The following is a 16,235-nucleotide window of genomic DNA, read 5'->3' as shown; positions in this document are numbered from 1 at the left end:
CTGCTAGCCCGGCGGCGAGAATCCCGGGCCGTCCGGCGCCTGCTGCGGCCAGGGAGCGGCTTGCGGTGGCGGATCTGGCTCCGGCCAGGGGATCACCGGCTGCTGAGGAGACCACGGCGTGGCGCCGGACAAACCGGGCGGCCAACCCCGATGAGGCGCCATTTGGGCCCATGGCGCCTGTCCTGCGGGAGGCAGCGTGGGACGCAGTCGCAACAGTTCACGCCGGTGTCGTTCGGCGAGGACGGCGGCCAGGACCAACTGTGGTGGAACTCCGGGTGGCGGCGGCGGAGCGATGCGGGCAACCACATCACCGGCGATCCGGTAGGCCATCTGCTCGCGTAGCGCAGGATCGAGTTGCGGTGCCCGCACCAGAAATTGACGTGCAACCTCGGCTTGGCCGGCGGTAAGCCCAGACAATTGCAGCGACGACGCCCACCAGGCCAGCGACGGTGGCATCACCGGCGGCGGCCCCAACCGCGGACCACGTTCGCTGACAACGACCGTGCCCGCGAAGACGTCGCCGACTCGCTTGGCTTTTGGCGACAACATGCTGCAGATCACGGCGGGGCTCCCGAGCAGCATCCAGATCTCCACCACCGACGCTAACGCGCGAAACAGCGCCTGCCGGAACCGCTCCGGGCCACCGTCGTCTGACACCACCCGCAGACCCATCACGATCTTCCCCACTGATCGGCCCCGCGTTGCGGTTTCCCAGACCAGGGGATAGCCGACCAGCGCCAGCACCGTGAAGATGATCAGGAATGCGGTGGTCAAGGCTTCGTCGAACTGGGTCAGGGCGGTCGCCCACAGCATCAGACCGAGGATGTAGCCGATGAATATTATGGTGATATCGATGACCGCGCTGACCGCGCGCACCGGCAACTGGGCGATCTGTACGTCGAGCACCACGGCGTCGCCGGTCACCACCTCCGACATACCAACAAACGCTACAGGCTTTGGTGCGGTGCTCTGCTGCACTCGGCATTGGCCACCGCTCACGCTCGGCGGCTTAGGTAGGCTGCGCAGGGTGGACGTCGACGCGTTCTTGCTGACCAACCGCGGCACGTGGGACCGGCTCGACCACTTGATCAAGAAGCGCCATTCACTGAGCGGAGCCGAAATCGACGAACTCGTCGAGCTATATCAGCGTGTGTCCACGCATCTGTCGATGCTCAGATCGGCTTCGTCGGACCAGTTGATGACCGGTCGGCTGTCGAGTCTAGTCGCGCGGGCTCGGTCCGCGGTCACAGGCGCGCACGCACCGCTGACCCGTACGTTCATTCGGTTCTGGACAGTGTCGTTCCCGGTCGTGGCCTACCGTACCTGGCGGTGGTGGCTGGCGACTGCGGTGGCGTTTTTCGCCGTCGTGGTGCTGATCGGGTTCTGGGTGGCCGGCAGTCACGAGGTGCAGTCCGCGATCGGGACGCCCACTGAGATAGACGAATTGGTCAGCCATGACGTCCAGTCCTATTACAGCGAGCACCCGGCCGCGTCGTTCGCTCTGCAGGTCTGGGTGAACAACTCCTGGGTGGCTACCACGTGCATCGCGATGTCTGTTGTGCTGGGGCTGCCGATACCGCTGGTGCTCTTCGATAACGCCGCCAACGTCGGACTGATCGCCGGGCTGATGTTCCAGGCGGGGAAGGGCGATTTCCTGCTGGGCCTGCTTCTTCCGCACGGGCTGCTGGAGCTGACGGCCGTCTTTCTCGCCGCGGCGATTGGGATGCGGCTGGGGTGGTCGGTGATATCTGCAGGCAACCGCCCGCGCGGACAGGTCCTCGCCGAGCAAGGACGTGGTGTCGTGTCGGTCGCGGTGGGCTTGGTGGGTGTGTTTCTGGTCGCAGGTCTGATCGAGGCGGTGGTGACACCGTCGCCGTTGCCGACGTTTGTTCGGATCGCCGTCGGGATCATCGCCGAGGCGGTGTTTCTGTCCTACATCGGCTACTTCGGTCGTCGTGCCGCGCAAGCCGGGGAGACCGGCGACATGGAGGACGCGCCCGACGTGGTCCCGACCGGCTGAACTCCCCCGAGAGTGAAACTCGCGACACGACACGCCGCGCTGGCGTCGCACATTTCACAATGGAGGTCGGAAATTAGAGGCGGCCGGTCGCTTTCATCGCCAGGTAGCGATCCGCAAGTCCGGGTGCGATTTCGGCGGGAGGAGCGTCGATGACATCTACCCCGCCTCGGCGCAGTTGTGACGCGATCGCACGCCGGTCGTTGCGGGCGCGCTCCGCAGCCGCAGCGTCGTACACCGCTGCCGCGTCGGACCGCCCGGCGGCCAGTTGATCGACGCGCGGGTCGGCAACCGCGGCGACCAGCACATGGTGTCGGGCCGACAACTGCGGCAGCACCGGCAACAGGCCCTCGTCGAGAGCGGTCGCGTTGAGGTCGGTCAGCAGCACCACCAGCGATCGCCTCCGGGTGCGCCGCAAGATGGTGGCAATCATTGCATGCCAGTCGGATTCGATAAGCGCCGGTCGCAGCGGGGCCATGGCATCGACCAGTTGGGCAAGCAGTTCGCTACGCGAGGCGCCAAACACGCCGGCGCGGCTGATCCGGTCGTGGGCCAGGAAGTCGACATGGTCGCCGGCTCGTGACGCCAGTGCCGCCAACAGCAGTGCGGCATCCATGGACCAGTCCAGCCGCGGCCACCCGGCGGGATCGGCGGCGGTCGGGTCGACACCGACCCGCCCCGCCGCCATGCGTCCGGTGTCGAGCACGATGACGACTCGGCGGTCCCGTTCGGGCCGCCAGGTGCGGACCATGACATCGGCGCGGCGTGCGCTCGCGCGCCAATCGATCGAGCGGACGTCGTCGCCGACGACATACTCGCGCAGCGAATCGAATTCGGTGCCTTGGCCGCGTATCAACGTGGGTAACAGCCCGTCGATCTCCCGCAGCTTGGCCAGCCTCGACGGCAGGTGCTTGCGAGACAGGAACGGCGGCAGCACCCGGACCAAGCCGGGCACCGACTGTGAACTCTGCCGTCCCGCCAACCCCAGTGGTCCGATCGAACGGGCCGTGACCATTGCTGCGCGCTGGTCCCCACGCCGAACTGGCCGCAGTGCGGTGTGCACCTGCTGGCGCTGCCCGGCAGCCACGTCGACATCGTGGGTGTGCGGCTGCGCACGGGCACTGGGCGGCCAGGCGTCACGAACCTGGCCGCGGAACCGGCGGCGGCCCCCATTGCAGAGCAGCAGGCTCGCGTCCACGGGCTGCCCGAGCCGGGCGGAGGTATACGGCGAGCGGGTAAAGCGCAACTTACGGGTGCTGGCCGCTAGCAGGGTGTCCACGGTCACCGCTACCGCAAGCGCCACCAGCAACATCACGAAAGCCCTTGCCGGCCAAGGGGACAGCGCTATCGGCAGGACGCAGATCAGGGCCAGCAAGCCGGTGCGTCCGGTTAGGATCATCTGCGCCGCTCTCCCCCGCAAGCGGGTGGGGGTACCTCCCACTTGTGGGGGCGTACCCCCACCCCATCGCTTCGTCCCCCGCAAGCGGGTGGTGCCCCCACTGCATCGTCGCCGGCGCCGATCACACGGATCACTAGCGGGGCACCGGAACCGAGGCCAGAATTCCGTCGAGAACGCCGTCGGGTGTGGCGCCTTCCAGCTCGGCTTCCGGGCGTAGCATCACCCGGTGGCGTAGCGTCGGTCGGGCCATCGCCTTCACGTCGTCGGGGGTGACGTAATCGCGCCCGGACAGCCACGCCCAGGACCGGGCGGTGCCCAGCAGGGCGGTTGCCCCACGCGGCGACACACCGAGCTGTAGTGCGGGCGAGGAGCGGGTGGCCCCGACGATGTCGACGATGTAGCCCAGCACCTCATTAGCGACCAGCACGTGGCGCACCGCCTCGCGGCCAGCCGCCAGCTCGGCCGGCCCGGCCACCGGATTGATCGCGGATAGATCGCGCGGGTCGAACCCGTGCGCGTGCCGGTCAAGGATGGCGATCTCGGAATCGCGTGCCGGCAGTGTCACATTCAGTTTCAGCAGGAAACGATCCAGTTGGGCTTCGGGCAACTGATAGGTGCCCTCGTATTCGATCGGGTTCTGCGTCGCGGCGACGATGAACGGGTTGGGCAGCGGCTTAGGCTCACCCTCCACACTGACTTGACGCTCTTCCATCGCCTCGAGCAGCGCGGCCTGCGTCTTGGGTGGGGTGCGGTTGATCTCATCGGCCAGCAGCAAATTGGTGAACACCGGGCCCGGCCGGAACACGAACTCGGCGGTGCGGGCATCGTAGACCAGTGAACCGGTGACGTCGCCTGGCATCAGGTCAGGGGTGAACTGCACCCGCTTGAACTCCAGTTGCAAAGCGGCGGACATAGCGCGGACAATCAGCGTCTTCGCCACTCCTGGAACACCTTCCAGGAGCACGTGCCCACGGCACAACAGAGCGATCACCAGGCCGCTGATCACCCCGTCCTGTCCGACGACGGCCTTGGCGACCTCGGCGCGTAATGCCAGCAATGCATCACGTGCCGATTCTGCTTCAGCCCGGTGAGGATGCGGCCCGGAAGGGGCCGCTGTAGGGGCACCACCCGCTTGCGGGGGATAGCCGGGCAATTCAGCGCCAGGGGTTTGGGTGGGAGGAGCTTGCGGGTTGGACGCGGACTGTGTCACGAGTGGGTGACCTGCCTTTCGATGTCGTCGAGCGCACGGGCAAGTTGTAACAGGTCATTGTCGGTGGCCGGTGCCGGGCCGAATAAATGGTAGGCAACAAACGGCGGGTCAGCTTTGCTGCGCTGCGCTATGGTTGTCACCACTGCTGGCGCCGGCGCGCCTGCGCCCACCCCAAGTCGGGGCCGCAGGCGTTGCAGCGTCGCGGTGCGTAGTGCGTCCGCGGCGCGATCACGCGCCCGACGGGATCGGTACAACCGACCGCGACCCTCGACAGTCTCCGACGCGCGGATCACAACGGGTAACTCCTCGGCCACCAGTGGACCGATCCGCCGGCCTTTCCAGAGTGCCACCAAGAGCACCACCAGCCACAATTGCCAGATGGTCCAGTGCACGTTCTCCGGAATCAGGTCGGAAAGAGATGACGGAGAAGACATTTCCCCCTCAATGTGGTCGGGCGCGTACCAGACGAGACGAGGCCGGTTGCCCGCGAGGTTCATGGCCAGTGCGGCATTGCCGGCCGGCAGCAGGCCGCCGTTGGTCATGAAGTTGCTGCTGCCAACCACCGTGATGGTTCGGCCCTCAGCACGAAAGCGGACCAATGCCCCGCCGTAACAGCTGGTCAACACCAGGTCGCCGGTGGCCTGGTAGGTGTCACTGGGCCCCCACTGCACCGATCCTGCCCGATTAGCTTCCCGCAGCGTACAATTCGGCTGACTGTTGAATGGGCTGGCGGCCGCGATGCGCAGTTGCGGCGTCAGCGCCGTACGAGTTCGTGAGGTGGGTGCCACCAGCAACAGGTCACCGGGGGCTTTCGCCAGCCGATCCAGCAGTGCGTTGTCGACTAGATACTGCGTCTGCGCCACCAACAGCAGCGAGTCGGGGCGTGCCGCGGCTTCGACATCGGCGATGGAGTCGGCCACGACAACCTCGACGCCGTGGTTGCCAAGCAGCGTCGCCAGCGCGTGGCCCCCCGTCGAGCTGGTGGACGCGGGGGCCATGGCGCCTCCAGGCCGTGGCGCCGTCAAATAGGTGCCGATCGAGGCCACGACGGCGACTGCGGCCAGCGTGAGCAACACCCCGCGCCACGGCCGTCGGCGGCGCACGGTTGCGAGACGTGTGGGAATCACCGGACCTGCGCCCACGAGTCGAACACGGCCGGGTGCTGCACTGCAGATACGACGGCCGGTGAACGGGACCGCAGATGGTCATCGAGGTCGGCGATCATTTGGTAGGCGCCTTGGGTTCCGGGCCGCTCGCCGTAGGTGACGTCGTTGAAAGCGGTTGCCGCCTGCGTCAATTCCCCTGCCAGATGCGGTAAAACCTCGCCCGCATCGCTGGCCAGCTCGTTGGCGGTGCGCCCGGCAGCCGGGTTGAGCATGCCGGTCTCCTCCAACTCGCGAGCCACGGCTTGTAGCCGGTGGCGGATCGCCGCAGCCCAATTACCCTCGGCGGCATAGCTTTCAGCCGTGGAGCGATGCTGGGCTGCGGTCAATTGGCCGGCGTCGAACAACTGGTAGTCACCGCCGCGGTTGGTGCGCATGGTGCGCCGTGCGATCTGGACGGCGGCGGTCACCGCGATCATCAGCAAGATGAGCAGCACGGTGATGGTGAACCAACCGCCAGGTATCGAGGATCCCTTCTCCAAAATCCGGTACAGCTGCTCGTCGATCCAGTCGGTGAGTTCCTTGGTCAGGGAGTCTTTGGGGTAGATCGGTTTGTCGAGCTCGCGTTGTGCGGCTTGGTGTGCGGCTTCGCGGTCGATGTCGATGGAGGGCACTGTCAGCCTGTCCTCACTAACTCCCTTTAGAAAGGCCGCGTGAGCCATAGGTTGTCGGTGGACTCCACCGGGGCGGGCCCGCCGGCGGGGCCGGCTTCTAAGCCGGTCTGCAATACCAGGTCGAAGGCCTCGGCACGGATACGGCGGTCGGTGTATAACAGCACGACAACTCCGGCGCTGAACGGCGCGGTGACAATCTGGCCGATCGTCACTCCGATGGCCGAGAGCGTAGCGCCGACGAGCCGCATGGTGACTGACCCGTCGGACGCTGTGACGGCCGTCACTATCTCGCCGACGATCATGAAAGGAGCCGCGATCGCATTACCAACTACGCCCACCACCAGCACCGTCAGCAGGCGGATGCCCAGGACCCGCCAGAAGCCATGACGCACGAGCGCAAAGGATCTGGTGATCGCCTCGACGATGGGCAGCCTCTCCAGCACGATCAGCACGGGTGCGAACAGCAGGACGACATACAAATAGGCCAGCGACACCCCAACCACGAGCAGCAGCGGGAAGCCGAGGAGGGCCGCCGCTGCCTCGTTGGCCGCCGCCGCGACCCCGGAAAGTATGACGACCGCCAGCCCGAGCACCGCCACCACGCCGGCTGCTTCCAGCAGTGCCAGGCCGAACAACGCGAGCAGGCGACCGCGAACCTTGGCCCACGCCTCGCCGACGGTGATCGGCGAACCGAACACGGCCCGCCCGACGATGACGGTGAGCATGCCGCTGAGCAGCACACCCGCTAGCCAGCTGACCAGGAGACTGGCGCCGAATGACGCTGACCAACCGCCCACCACCGCGCCGGTCAGCTCGTCGGGCTCCCCGGTCACGATGTCACCGAAGGCGGTCATGGGGCCAAATAGGGCCACCAGTGAGATGATTTGCAGGGTCACCACGACCATGGCGGTCAATCCCAGCGTCGCCTTCGGGTTAGCGCGGATGTAGCCGACCGCGCCGTTGAAGATATCGCTCAAGGTCAACGGCCGCAGCGGGATTATTCCTGGTTTGACCGCGCCCGGGGCGACCGGTGGGCCATAGCCGAGCGGTGGGCCATAGCCGGGCGGTGGGCCGCAGCCGGGCGGTGCGGCGGGGTAGCCGAGGGGTGGACCATAGCCAGGCGGGGGGCCATAGCTGGGCGGCGCACCATAACCCGGCGGGCCGTACCCGGGTGGTGTAGCGGGGTAGGGCGGATATCCGGCCGGCGCATATCCCGGCGCCACGGGCGGTGGTTCAACCGGGTAGCCAGGCGGCAGCATGCTCACCGGACGCAGCAGCTGTCGTCGTTCGTCATGGCCTCCATCCTGTCGGCGGTCGGTGCATTTCTCAATGTAGGTCTCAGTGTCGGGTTTCGGGCGTTGCGGCGCGTAGCGTTTGTGCAATGGCGGAACTTAAATCCCAGCTTCGGTCAGACCTGACCCAAGCGATGAAGACGCAGGACAAGCTGCGGACCGCGACCATACGCATGCTGCTGGCCGCGATCCAGACCGAGGAGGTCTCTGGCAAGCAGGCAAGAGAGCTCTCCGACGACGAGGTGATCAAGGTGTTGGCCAGGGAATCGCGCAAGCGTGGTGAGGCGGCGGAGATCTACACCCAAAACGGCCGCGGTGAGCTCGCCGCCACCGAGCATGCCGAGGCACGGATCATTGACGAGTACCTCCCGACGCCGCTCACCGAGGGGGAACTGGCCGATGTCGCCGACACCGCCATAGCCGAGGTGGCCGAAGAACTCGGGCATCGGCCCAGCATGAAACAGATGGGTCTGGTAATGAAGGCGGCCACCGTGATCGCCGCCGGGAAAGCCGACGGCGCACGCTTGTCGGCGGCGGTCAAGGAACGCCTATAGGCCAATTTCGACGGAGGCTATATGCGTGTCCGCACTCGAGGGTTGTTAGGCAATTCACCCACGCCCCAGCGCCTTCGCCGCGATTGCGGCCCGCACACAGGTCGTGTGCAGCCGGCAAATCCTACGCTGATGGGCCGCCGCCGCAGTTCGCAGGCGGGCTAGGCTTTCACCACACGGACGGCTCGGACAAGAGGATCGCCATTGTCAGCTCCCGACTCGATCACCGTCACGGTTGCCGACCATAACGGGGTCGCCGTGCTCAGCATCGGTGGTGAGATTGATTTGATCACCGCTGCGGCACTTGAAGAGGCCATCGGCGAAGTTGTGGCCGACAATCCGACGGCGCTAGTCATCGACCTTTCCGCGGTGGAGTTTCTGGGGTCGGTGGGGCTGAAGATTTTGGCGGCAACATCCGAAAAGATAGGCCAATCCGTCAAGTTCGGGGTGGTTGCACGGGGTTCGGTAACCAGAAGGCCGATTCATCTGATGGGTCTGGACAAGACCTTTCGGTTGTTTTCCACGCTCCACGATGCCTTGACTGGGGTACGGGGCGGCAGGATCGACCGGTAACGCCGTACAAACCGACGAGCATGCATGCTGTGATCGGCACCAGATAGTCGAGGCCTGCGGCGCACGCCACGTTGCCAGCGTGCCGCCGTGCGTGTCACGCGCCACATTTTGACGGTGTGGAAATGGTGTCTGGTAGCTGTCAATGTCCTGACGGCATCCTCGAAGAGCTGTTCGCCGGTGGCTGCCGACGGCCTGTATGGGTTACCTTGATCGGCAACCTTTTATCGCTGGGAGTGGTCATGGTCTACACCGGGAGTGACGCCGGTGATCATGCATCCGCGCCGCAGCCAAGCGGTAGCGGCAGCGTCCCCGCGAGTGTCAATGTGCCGGGGCTGGTGGTGGCTGCCGTGTGGGCTGTCGGGCTGGTTGCGGGTTTAGTTGCGCTGACGATCGGACACCTGGCGGTTGCCGCCGCGGCCCTGGTTGTGGCGGTCATGGCACCTTGGTGCCGGGTGGCCTATATCGCGCATGGCCAACATAGGGTCTGCGGCGAAACGCTGCGCGGGACGCCCGCCGGTGAAACGGCCTCATTCCCAACCGGCTGGCGCGGTCTGCGATTTTCGACGCGGTAGCGCCGGACCGCACCTTCGGGAACCGATGGTGCTGAGGTCGCTTGCTAGCCCTGCTGCGTTGACCGACCCGAAACGCTGTGCTTCTGTCGTAGGCGTGGCAGCGTTTGCGGTTCGCCGGGAGCACGCGCCGGATGCTTTGGGCGGCCCACCGGGCTTGCCGGCGCCCCGTGGATTTCGCGCGGCCTTCGCGGCCGCCTACGCGGTTGCCTACCTGGCGGGTGGCGAGCGCCGGATGCTGCGACTGATCCGTCGGTACGGACCGATCATGACGATGCCCATTCTCAGCCTGGGTGACGTTGCGATCGTGTCCGACTCGGCGCTGGCCAAGGAGGTTTTCACCGCTCCCACCGACGTCCTGCTCGGGGGCGAGGGGGTGGGGCCGGCAGCGGCGATCTATGGGTCGGGGTCGATGTTTGTCCAGGAGGAGCCGGAGCATCTTCGACGTCGAAAACTCTTGACGCCGCCATTACATGGCGCTGCGCTGGATCGTTACGTTCCGATTATCGAGAACTCCACTCGCGCGGCGATGCATACATGGCCGGTTGACCGTCCGTTTGCGATGTTGACGGTGGCGCGGTCGCTGATGCTGGATGTGATCGTCAAGGTCATATTCGGGGTCGACGACCCCGAGGAGGTCCGGCGCTTGGGCCGGCCGTTCGAGCGGCTGTTGAATCTTGGTGTTTCAGAGCAGTTGACCGTGCGCTACGCACTGCGTCGGTTGGGCGCACTACGAGTCTGGCCTGCACGCGCCCGCGCCAACACCGAGATCGACGACGTCGTCATGGCGCTCATTGCGCAGCGGCGCGCCGATCCACGCCTGGGCGAGCGACACGACGTCCTGTCGTTGCTCGTGAGCGCGCGCGGAGAGTCCGGGGAACAGTTGTCAGACAGCGAGATCCGCGACGATCTGATCACCCTCGTGCTGGCGGGGCATGAAACCACGGCGACCACGTTGGCGTGGGCGTTCGACTTGCTGCTGCACCATCCGGACGCGTTGCGGCGCGTGCGAGCGGAGGCCGTTGGCGGTGGGGAAGCCTTCACGACGGCGGTGATCAACGAGACGTTGCGGGTGCGTCCGCCCGCGCCGTTGACGGCTCGTGTCGCCGCGCAACCACTAACCATCGGCGGTTACCGTGTGGAGGCTGGCACACGAATCGTGGTCCACATCATCGCGATCAACCGCAGCGCCGAGGTGTATGAGCACCCACACGAGTTCCGCCCCGAGCGGTTCCTCGGTACGCGGCCGCAAACCTATGCCTGGGTTCCGTTCGGCGGCGGCGTGAAACGCTGTCTGGGTGCGAACTTTTCGATGCGAGAGTTGATCACCGTATTGCACGTGCTGCTGCGCGAGGGCGAGTTCACCGCCGTCGACGACGAGCCAGAGCGGATCGTGCGGCGCTCCATCATGCTTGTGCCCCGCCGCGGCACTCGGGTGCGGTTTCGCCCCGCCCGTTAGCGGCAACCGTCCCAATGCAACAAGGCAAAGGATGATGAACAGACGCCCGAGTCGTGCGTTGCCGTCGAGAAATGGCCCGATCGCCTCGAATTGGTAATGCACCAGGGCGCAACGGATCAAGAGCGGCAGTTGTGGCGCTGCGTCGTGGAGATACATTTCCCAGTCATCCAACGCACGCCACATGTTGTCGACGGTCGGCGGAAACAACCCCGCGGTTTCGGGCCGATTGCTCGGGGAGGAAATCCAATTCTGGCTCCGACGAAACTCTCCCGGTTTACGTTCCTAGCAGGTGGGGGTCAGGCAGGAGGCGTCCGGCTCATGCGAGTCGTCCCAGTCCCGCGTCGGACTCCGAGAGAAGCATGATTGGCTCGGGGTGCAGAGCCAACTCCCGCGGTACGGGGGTGGGCCCATAGGCGTAATGCGCGGCGGGTCCCCCTGTGGACACGGCGCTGCCCACGCCGGGGCAACGAATTTCGTTGGATCCACACCCACAACCTTTAACGAAAAGTGCACCGTGTTTTAGGGCGGCCGGTAACCTACAACTTCCGTTGGAAATGCCTGTGCGTTGACGTGCTGTCCGGCATGGTCAACCAGCACCGTCAGGGTGGCGCTGCCGCCCGAGCAGACTGCAGCAAGCTACCACGCTGCGCCGGGTAAGGCTGTCGTCAGCGATCTCTCGGTCGGGGTGGCGGGATTTGAACCCACGGCCTCTTCGTCCCGAACGAAGCGCGCTACCAAGCTGCGCCACACCCCGCTTGAAGCCACGACAGCCTATCGCACCGGACCGTTGACTAGCCAAACCGCAGGTCCGACCGTCACGTCCATCGACAGGAGCGCTCGAATTCCACCAGCGCCGCAGCCGGCCCGGCCGGATCGAGCCCCTGGGCACTGACCCACTCGTCGGAAAAGTAGGTGTCGGCGTAGCGATCGCCGCTGTCGGCGAGCAGTGTGACCACCGAGCCGCTGCGGCCCTGCTTGACCATCTCGGCGAGCAGTCCGAACGCGCCCCAGAGGTTGGTGCCGGTAGACGGTCCCACTCGGCGCCCCAGAACGGCGCTGACATGCCGGGCGGCAGCGATCGACGCCGCGTCGGGGACCGCCACCATGCGGTCGACCACACCGGGCAGAAACGACGGCTCGACCCGCGGCCGGCCGATGCCCTCGATACGGGACGATGTGGGCATGACGATGTCGTACCGGCCTTCGGAGTACGCGGGGAAGAACGCGGAATTCTCCGGATCGACGACGCACAGCCGGGTCGCGTGCCGTCGGTAGCGGATGTAGCGGCCGATCGTCGCGCTGGTTCCGCCGGTGCCCGCACCCACGACGATCCATTCCGGGGTGGGGTGCTTCTCTTCGCGCATTTGCACGTAGATCGACTCGGCGATGTTGTTGTTGCCGCGCCAGTCGGTTGCGCGCTCCGCGTTGGTGAACTGGTCCAGATAGTGGCCGCCGGTTTCCTTGGCGACGCGCTCCGCCTCGGCGTACACTTGACTTGAATTCTGGACGAAATGACAACGGCCACCTTGTGATTCGATCAACGCGATTTTGGAAGCGCTGGTCGCGGCCGGCATCACGGCGATGAACGGCAGACCCAGCAGCGCCGCGAAATAGGCCTCGGACACCGCCGTTGAACCCGACGATGCCTCCACCACCGTGGTGTTCTCGTTGATCCAGCCGTTGCATAGCGCATAGAGGAACAACGAACGTGCCAACCGGTGTTTGAGACTGCCGGTGATATGGGTCGTCTCGTCCTTGAGGTACAGCTCGACGTCGACATCCGTGCACCAGGCAGCGGGCAGTGGGTAGCGCAGCAGGTGGGTGTCGGCGCTACGGCGGGCGTCCGCCTCGATCAACCGGATCGCGTTGTCCGTCCAGCTCCGGGATAGGCTGCGGACCGCGATACAGGCCCCGCCGCTCAACGCACCGACACTGTCGGCTGTGAGCGGCCCAGGTTGCTGCTCGAATCGCGCCCGCCCATTGGGGTCGCGATCAACGTCAGCAGGGTTGCTTCGGGCCGGCAGCAGAATCTCACCGGCGCAAACGGCGAAGTGCCGATCCCGGCGGAGACGTGCAGCCGCATGTTTGCACCCCAGTGTGACGCTCCTTTGGCCCGGGAGCGGTCCAGACCGCAGTTAGTGACCAGCGCCCCGTACAACGGCAGGCACAGCTGCCCGCCGTGGGTGTGGCCGGCCAGCACCAACTGGTAACCATCGGCGGCGAAGCGGTCCAACACCCGCGGCTCCGGTGAATGGGTGAGCCCCAGCCGCAGGTTGGCGGCCGGGCTGGCCGGGCCGGCGATGGTGTCGTAGCGGTCTCGGTCGATATGCGGGTCGTCGACGCCCGCAGCGGCGATGTGCAGACCGGCAACTTCGAACTCGCGGCGGGTATGGGTTAGGTCGAGCCACCCACGTTCGGTGAACGCCGCCCGCAGATCCTGCCAGGGCAGCGCTGCTCCGCGGACGCGGTGATCCGGGCTGGTCAGATAGTTCATTGGGTTCTTCAGGCGCGGCCCAAAGTAGTCGTTGCTGCCGAACACGAAGACACCCGGCCGGGACAGCAGATCGCTCAGGGTTTGGACGACGGCGGGCACCGCCTTGGGGTGAGCCAGGTTGTCACCGGTGTTGACGACCAGATCCGGCTCCCAGCTGGCGAGCTCGCGCAGCCAGGCCTGTTTGCGGTGCTGGTTGGGCAGCATATGCAGATCGCTGATGTGCAGCACCCGCAGCGGTGTGGAGCCCGGAGTCAAGACTGGCATGGTCACCTCGCGCAGGACGAATGCATTGCGCTCGACCAGCGCAGCGTAACCAATCCCGGCGATGGCCGAGCCCAACGCCACGGCGCCGGTGCGGATCAAGGTGGGCAAGACAGCAGCCATGCACGCAGCCTACTGCCGGTCGAGGTCTGATCGCGCGTCTGCAGCGGCACGAGGCCGATTGGGAGGGCCTACGGGGGAGGCGCTGGGGGTGGTGGCGCCAGCAGCGGAATGGTGATCGGCGGCAGCCCCGGAATCTCCACCACCTGCGATCCGACCGGCGGTGGCGGCCCACCATCCTCAGGCAGCGGTGGCGGAGGCGGAGCCGGCGGGATGCCGTTGCTGATCTGGATCGTGACGATCGAACCCGGAATTGTTTGACCGCTGGGCGACGTTCCGACCACCTCACCATACTTGGCGGAGCTGTTGACCGAGTTGGTTTGGTCGGCGACCTGGAAGCCCGCGTCCTTGAGGCGCTGGCGTGCGGCGTCGACATCCAGACCGGCCACGCTTGGTACCCGTGAGCCTGGTGCGCCGTCGACATAGCGTGGATCGGTCGGTGGTAGCTGCACTTCGCCGAAGTTGTTGGCGATCGGCTTCATCGCGGCGAACCAGGTGCGGGATGGCTCGTTGCCGCCGTACAAGTCGCCGCTGCCGCAATGGCGCAGCGGGCCGGAACACAGATCTGTCGGCGAGCTGGAGTCGTCGTAGATGTAGTTCGCCGCCGCGTAGCGGTTGGTGAAGCCCACGAAGCCGGCCGACCGGTGCGCCTCGGTGGTGCCGGTTTTGCCGGACATCGGCAGATCCCAGCCCGCCGCGCCGGCCGAACCGGCCGCCGTGCCGCTGCCCACGGCGTCCTTGCTCATCGCGTTGGCGAGGGTGTTCGCCAGCCCTGCGGGCACCACCTGGTCGCACGTCTCGGTGGTGACCGCGACTTCGTTGCCGTTGCGGTCGATGAGCTGGTCGATTGGGTTGGGGGGGCACCACACGCCGCCGGATGCCAACGTGGCCGCCACGTTGGACAGCTCCAGCGCGTTTAACTCGATGGGGCCGAGGGTGAACGAACCCAGGTTCTGTCGTTTGACGAAGTCAGCCAAGCTCTCATTGCTGTCGGGGTTGTAGTCGCGTGCGGTGCCGGGATTCGCATAAGACCTCAGCCCGAGTTTGATGGCCATATCGACCGCACGCCCCACCCCGACCTGCGAGATCAGCTTGGCGAACGCGGTGTTTGGCGAGGTTGCCAGCGCGTCGGTGACATTCATCGAGCCGCGGTAGTTGCCGGCGTTCACCACACACCAGGTCTCTTTGGGGCACCCCTTTGCCCCGCCACTTCCCAGACCTTTGGCCTGGAATCGGGGCGGCACGTCGAGTTGGGCGTTAATACCCATGCCCATGTCCAGAGCAGCGGCCGTGGTGAAGATCTTGAAGATAGACCCGGCGCCGTCGCCAACCAGGGAGAATGGCTGCGGCCGCATGGTTTCGCCGGCTTCTAGATCCAGCCCGTATTTGCGGTTACTGGCCATGGCCAACACCTTGTGCGCATCCTTACCCGGTTTGATCACGCTCATCACGCTGGAAATACCGGCCAGGTTCGGGCTGGCGTACTTGTCGATGGCGGCCTTGACCGGTGCCTGCACCTCTGGGTCCAGGGTGGTGCGGATCAGGTACCCGCCCGTGGCGACCTGCTCCTTGCTGATCCCGGCCCGAGACAGGTACTCCTGGACGTAGTCGCAGAAGAATGCGCGGTCGCCGGCCGCGATGCAGCCGCGCGGCAACTCATTGGGCTGCGGCAGTACCCCCAGCGGCTCGGCCTTGGCGGCACGCAACGCCTCCGCCTCCCCGGGAAGGTTCTCGATCATGGTGTCGAGGACCACGTTCCGCCGGGCCAGCGCGCCGTCGGGGTTGGTGTACGGGTTGAGCGTGCTGGTCGATTGCACCATGCCGGCCAGCAGCGCCGCTTGCTGCCAATTCAGGTCGGACGCGTTGATGCCGAAGTACGTTTGCGCCGCGTCCTGCACGCCGAACGAGTTATTGCCGAACGAGACCAGGTTCAAGTATCGGGTCAGGATTTCAGATTTTGTGAAGGTCTTGTCCAGCGTGAGTGCCATCCGGATCTCGCGAAGCTTGCGGGCCGGAGTGGTTTCGACGGCCGCTCGCTTCTCGGCATCGGTTTGGGCTGTCACCAGCAGTTGGTAGTTCTTCACGTACTGTTGTTCGAGCGTCGAGCCGCCGCGCGTGTCGAGGTCGCCGGACGCGTAGCCCGCCAGGCCGGTCAGGGTGCCCTTCCAGTCCACGCCGCTGTGGTCGGCGAACCGCTTATCTTCAATCGAGACGATCGCCAGCTTCATCGTGTTGGCGATCTTGTCCGAGGGCACCTCGAACCGGCGCTGCGAGTACAGCCACGCGATCGTGTTGCCCTTCGCGTCGACCATCGTCGATACCGCAGGCACTTGCCCCTCGAGCAGCTGGGCCGAGCCGTTGGCAACGACCTCAGAGGCACGATTGGACATCAGCCCTAGCCCGCCTGCGAACGGGAACGTCAGCGCAGTGGCGACGACACTGGCCAACAGACAGCACCCAGCCAGCTTCAGAACGGTGATCGCGGCCGGGAGGCGCTCGGGCATGCGTACTAC

General features: G+C 65.9%; 14 protein-coding genes, 1 tRNA gene and 1 other annotated feature. Of the genes, 5 read left to right on the top strand and 10 right to left on the bottom strand.

Annotation, left to right across the window (positions count from 1 at the left end; translation table 11 throughout):
- Positions 1-3: 3 nt before the first annotated feature.
- Positions 4-936 (bottom strand): membrane protein, encoded by a 933-nt coding sequence (locus tag Rv3695; protein NP_218212.1) that lies wholly within the window; start codon positions 934-936, stop codon positions 4-6.
- A gap of 91 nt (positions 937-1,027) precedes the next feature.
- Here Rv3695 and Rv3694c point away from each other — a divergent pair, with 91 nt between their 5' ends.
- Complete coding sequence (locus Rv3694c; protein NP_218211.1) at positions 1,028-2,020, top strand: transmembrane protein; 993 nt, start codon at positions 1,028-1,030, stop codon at positions 2,018-2,020.
- A 73-nt stretch (positions 2,021-2,093) separates the two neighbouring features.
- Here Rv3694c and Rv3693 read toward each other — a convergent pair whose 3' ends face one another.
- From Rv3693 to Rv3689, 5 genes are all read right to left on the bottom strand, one after another.
- Entirely contained in the window at positions 2,094-3,416 is a 1,323-nt protein-coding gene (locus Rv3693; RefSeq protein NP_218210.1) for a membrane protein, read from the bottom strand.
- Positions 3,417-3,541, bottom strand: a repeat region (125 bp Mycobacterial Interspersed Repetitive Unit,Class III.).
- Between the two features lie 8 nt (positions 3,542-3,549).
- A complete protein-coding gene (gene moxR2 / locus Rv3692) occupies positions 3,550-4,626 on the bottom strand; it encodes a methanol dehydrogenase transcriptional regulator MoxR (RefSeq protein NP_218209.1) in 1,077 nt (358 codons plus the stop codon).
- Positions 4,623-5,624, bottom strand: coding sequence for a hypothetical protein (locus Rv3691; RefSeq protein NP_218208.1), 1,002 nt, complete (start codon positions 5,622-5,624; stop codon positions 4,623-4,625). The genes moxR2 and Rv3691 overlap by 4 nt, the downstream gene beginning before the upstream one ends.
- Positions 5,625-5,749: 125 nt before the next feature.
- Positions 5,750-6,403 carry a membrane protein gene (locus Rv3690; RefSeq protein ID NP_218207.1) on the bottom strand — a complete coding sequence of 218 codons (654 nt, stop codon included), beginning with the start codon at positions 6,401-6,403 and terminating at the stop codon, positions 5,750-5,752.
- Between the two features lie 26 nt (positions 6,404-6,429).
- Entirely contained in the window at positions 6,430-7,785 is a 1,356-nt protein-coding gene (locus tag Rv3689; RefSeq protein ID NP_218206.1) for a transmembrane protein, read from the bottom strand.
- Between Rv3689 and Rv3688c the strand changes: the two genes are divergently transcribed.
- From Rv3688c to cyp137, 4 genes are all read left to right on the top strand, one after another.
- A complete protein-coding gene (locus tag Rv3688c; RefSeq protein NP_218205.1) occupies positions 7,785-8,249 on the top strand; it encodes a hypothetical protein in 465 nt (154 codons plus the stop codon). The genes Rv3689 and Rv3688c overlap by 1 nt on opposite strands.
- Positions 8,250-8,450: 201 nt before the next feature.
- Entirely contained in the window at positions 8,451-8,819 is a 369-nt protein-coding gene (gene rsfB, locus Rv3687c; protein ID NP_218204.1) for an anti-anti-sigma factor RsfB, read from the top strand.
- Positions 8,820-9,058: 239 nt separating this feature from the next.
- Entirely contained in the window at positions 9,059-9,391 is a 333-nt protein-coding gene (locus Rv3686c) for a hypothetical protein (protein NP_218203.1), read from the top strand.
- 25 nt (positions 9,392-9,416) lie between these two features.
- On the top strand, positions 9,417-10,847 hold the full coding sequence (cyp137, locus tag Rv3685c; protein NP_218202.1) for a cytochrome P450 Cyp137: 1,431 nt from the start codon (positions 9,417-9,419) through the stop codon (positions 10,845-10,847).
- 680 nt (positions 10,848-11,527) lie between these two features.
- On the opposite strand, the gene proY is transcribed toward cyp137, so the two are convergent.
- The 4 genes from proY to ponA2 all read right to left on the bottom strand — a co-directional run bounded on the left by proY (position 11,528) and on the right by ponA2 (position 16,226).
- Positions 11,528-11,601, bottom strand: a tRNA-Pro gene (proY, locus tag Rvnt40).
- Between the two features lie 61 nt (positions 11,602-11,662).
- Entirely contained in the window at positions 11,663-12,703 is a 1,041-nt protein-coding gene (locus Rv3684; protein NP_218201.3) for a lyase, read from the bottom strand.
- A gap of 62 nt (positions 12,704-12,765) precedes the next feature.
- Entirely contained in the window at positions 12,766-13,725 is a 960-nt protein-coding gene (locus Rv3683) for a hypothetical protein (protein NP_218200.1), read from the bottom strand.
- 68 nt (positions 13,726-13,793) lie between these two features.
- On the bottom strand, positions 13,794-16,226 hold the full coding sequence (gene ponA2, locus Rv3682; RefSeq protein YP_178005.1) for a bifunctional penicillin-insensitive transglycosylase/penicillin-sensitive transpeptidase: 2,433 nt from the start codon (positions 16,224-16,226) through the stop codon (positions 13,794-13,796).
- Positions 16,227-16,235: the final 9 nt, after the last annotated feature.

Origin of the sequence: Mycobacterium tuberculosis H37Rv (genome assembly GCF_000195955.2) — a bacterium.
Taxonomy (GTDB): Bacteria; Actinomycetota; Actinomycetes; order Mycobacteriales; family Mycobacteriaceae; genus Mycobacterium; species Mycobacterium tuberculosis.
The sequence above is the reverse complement of the archived record's forward strand: the minus strand, read 5'-3'. Positions and strand labels throughout refer to the sequence as shown.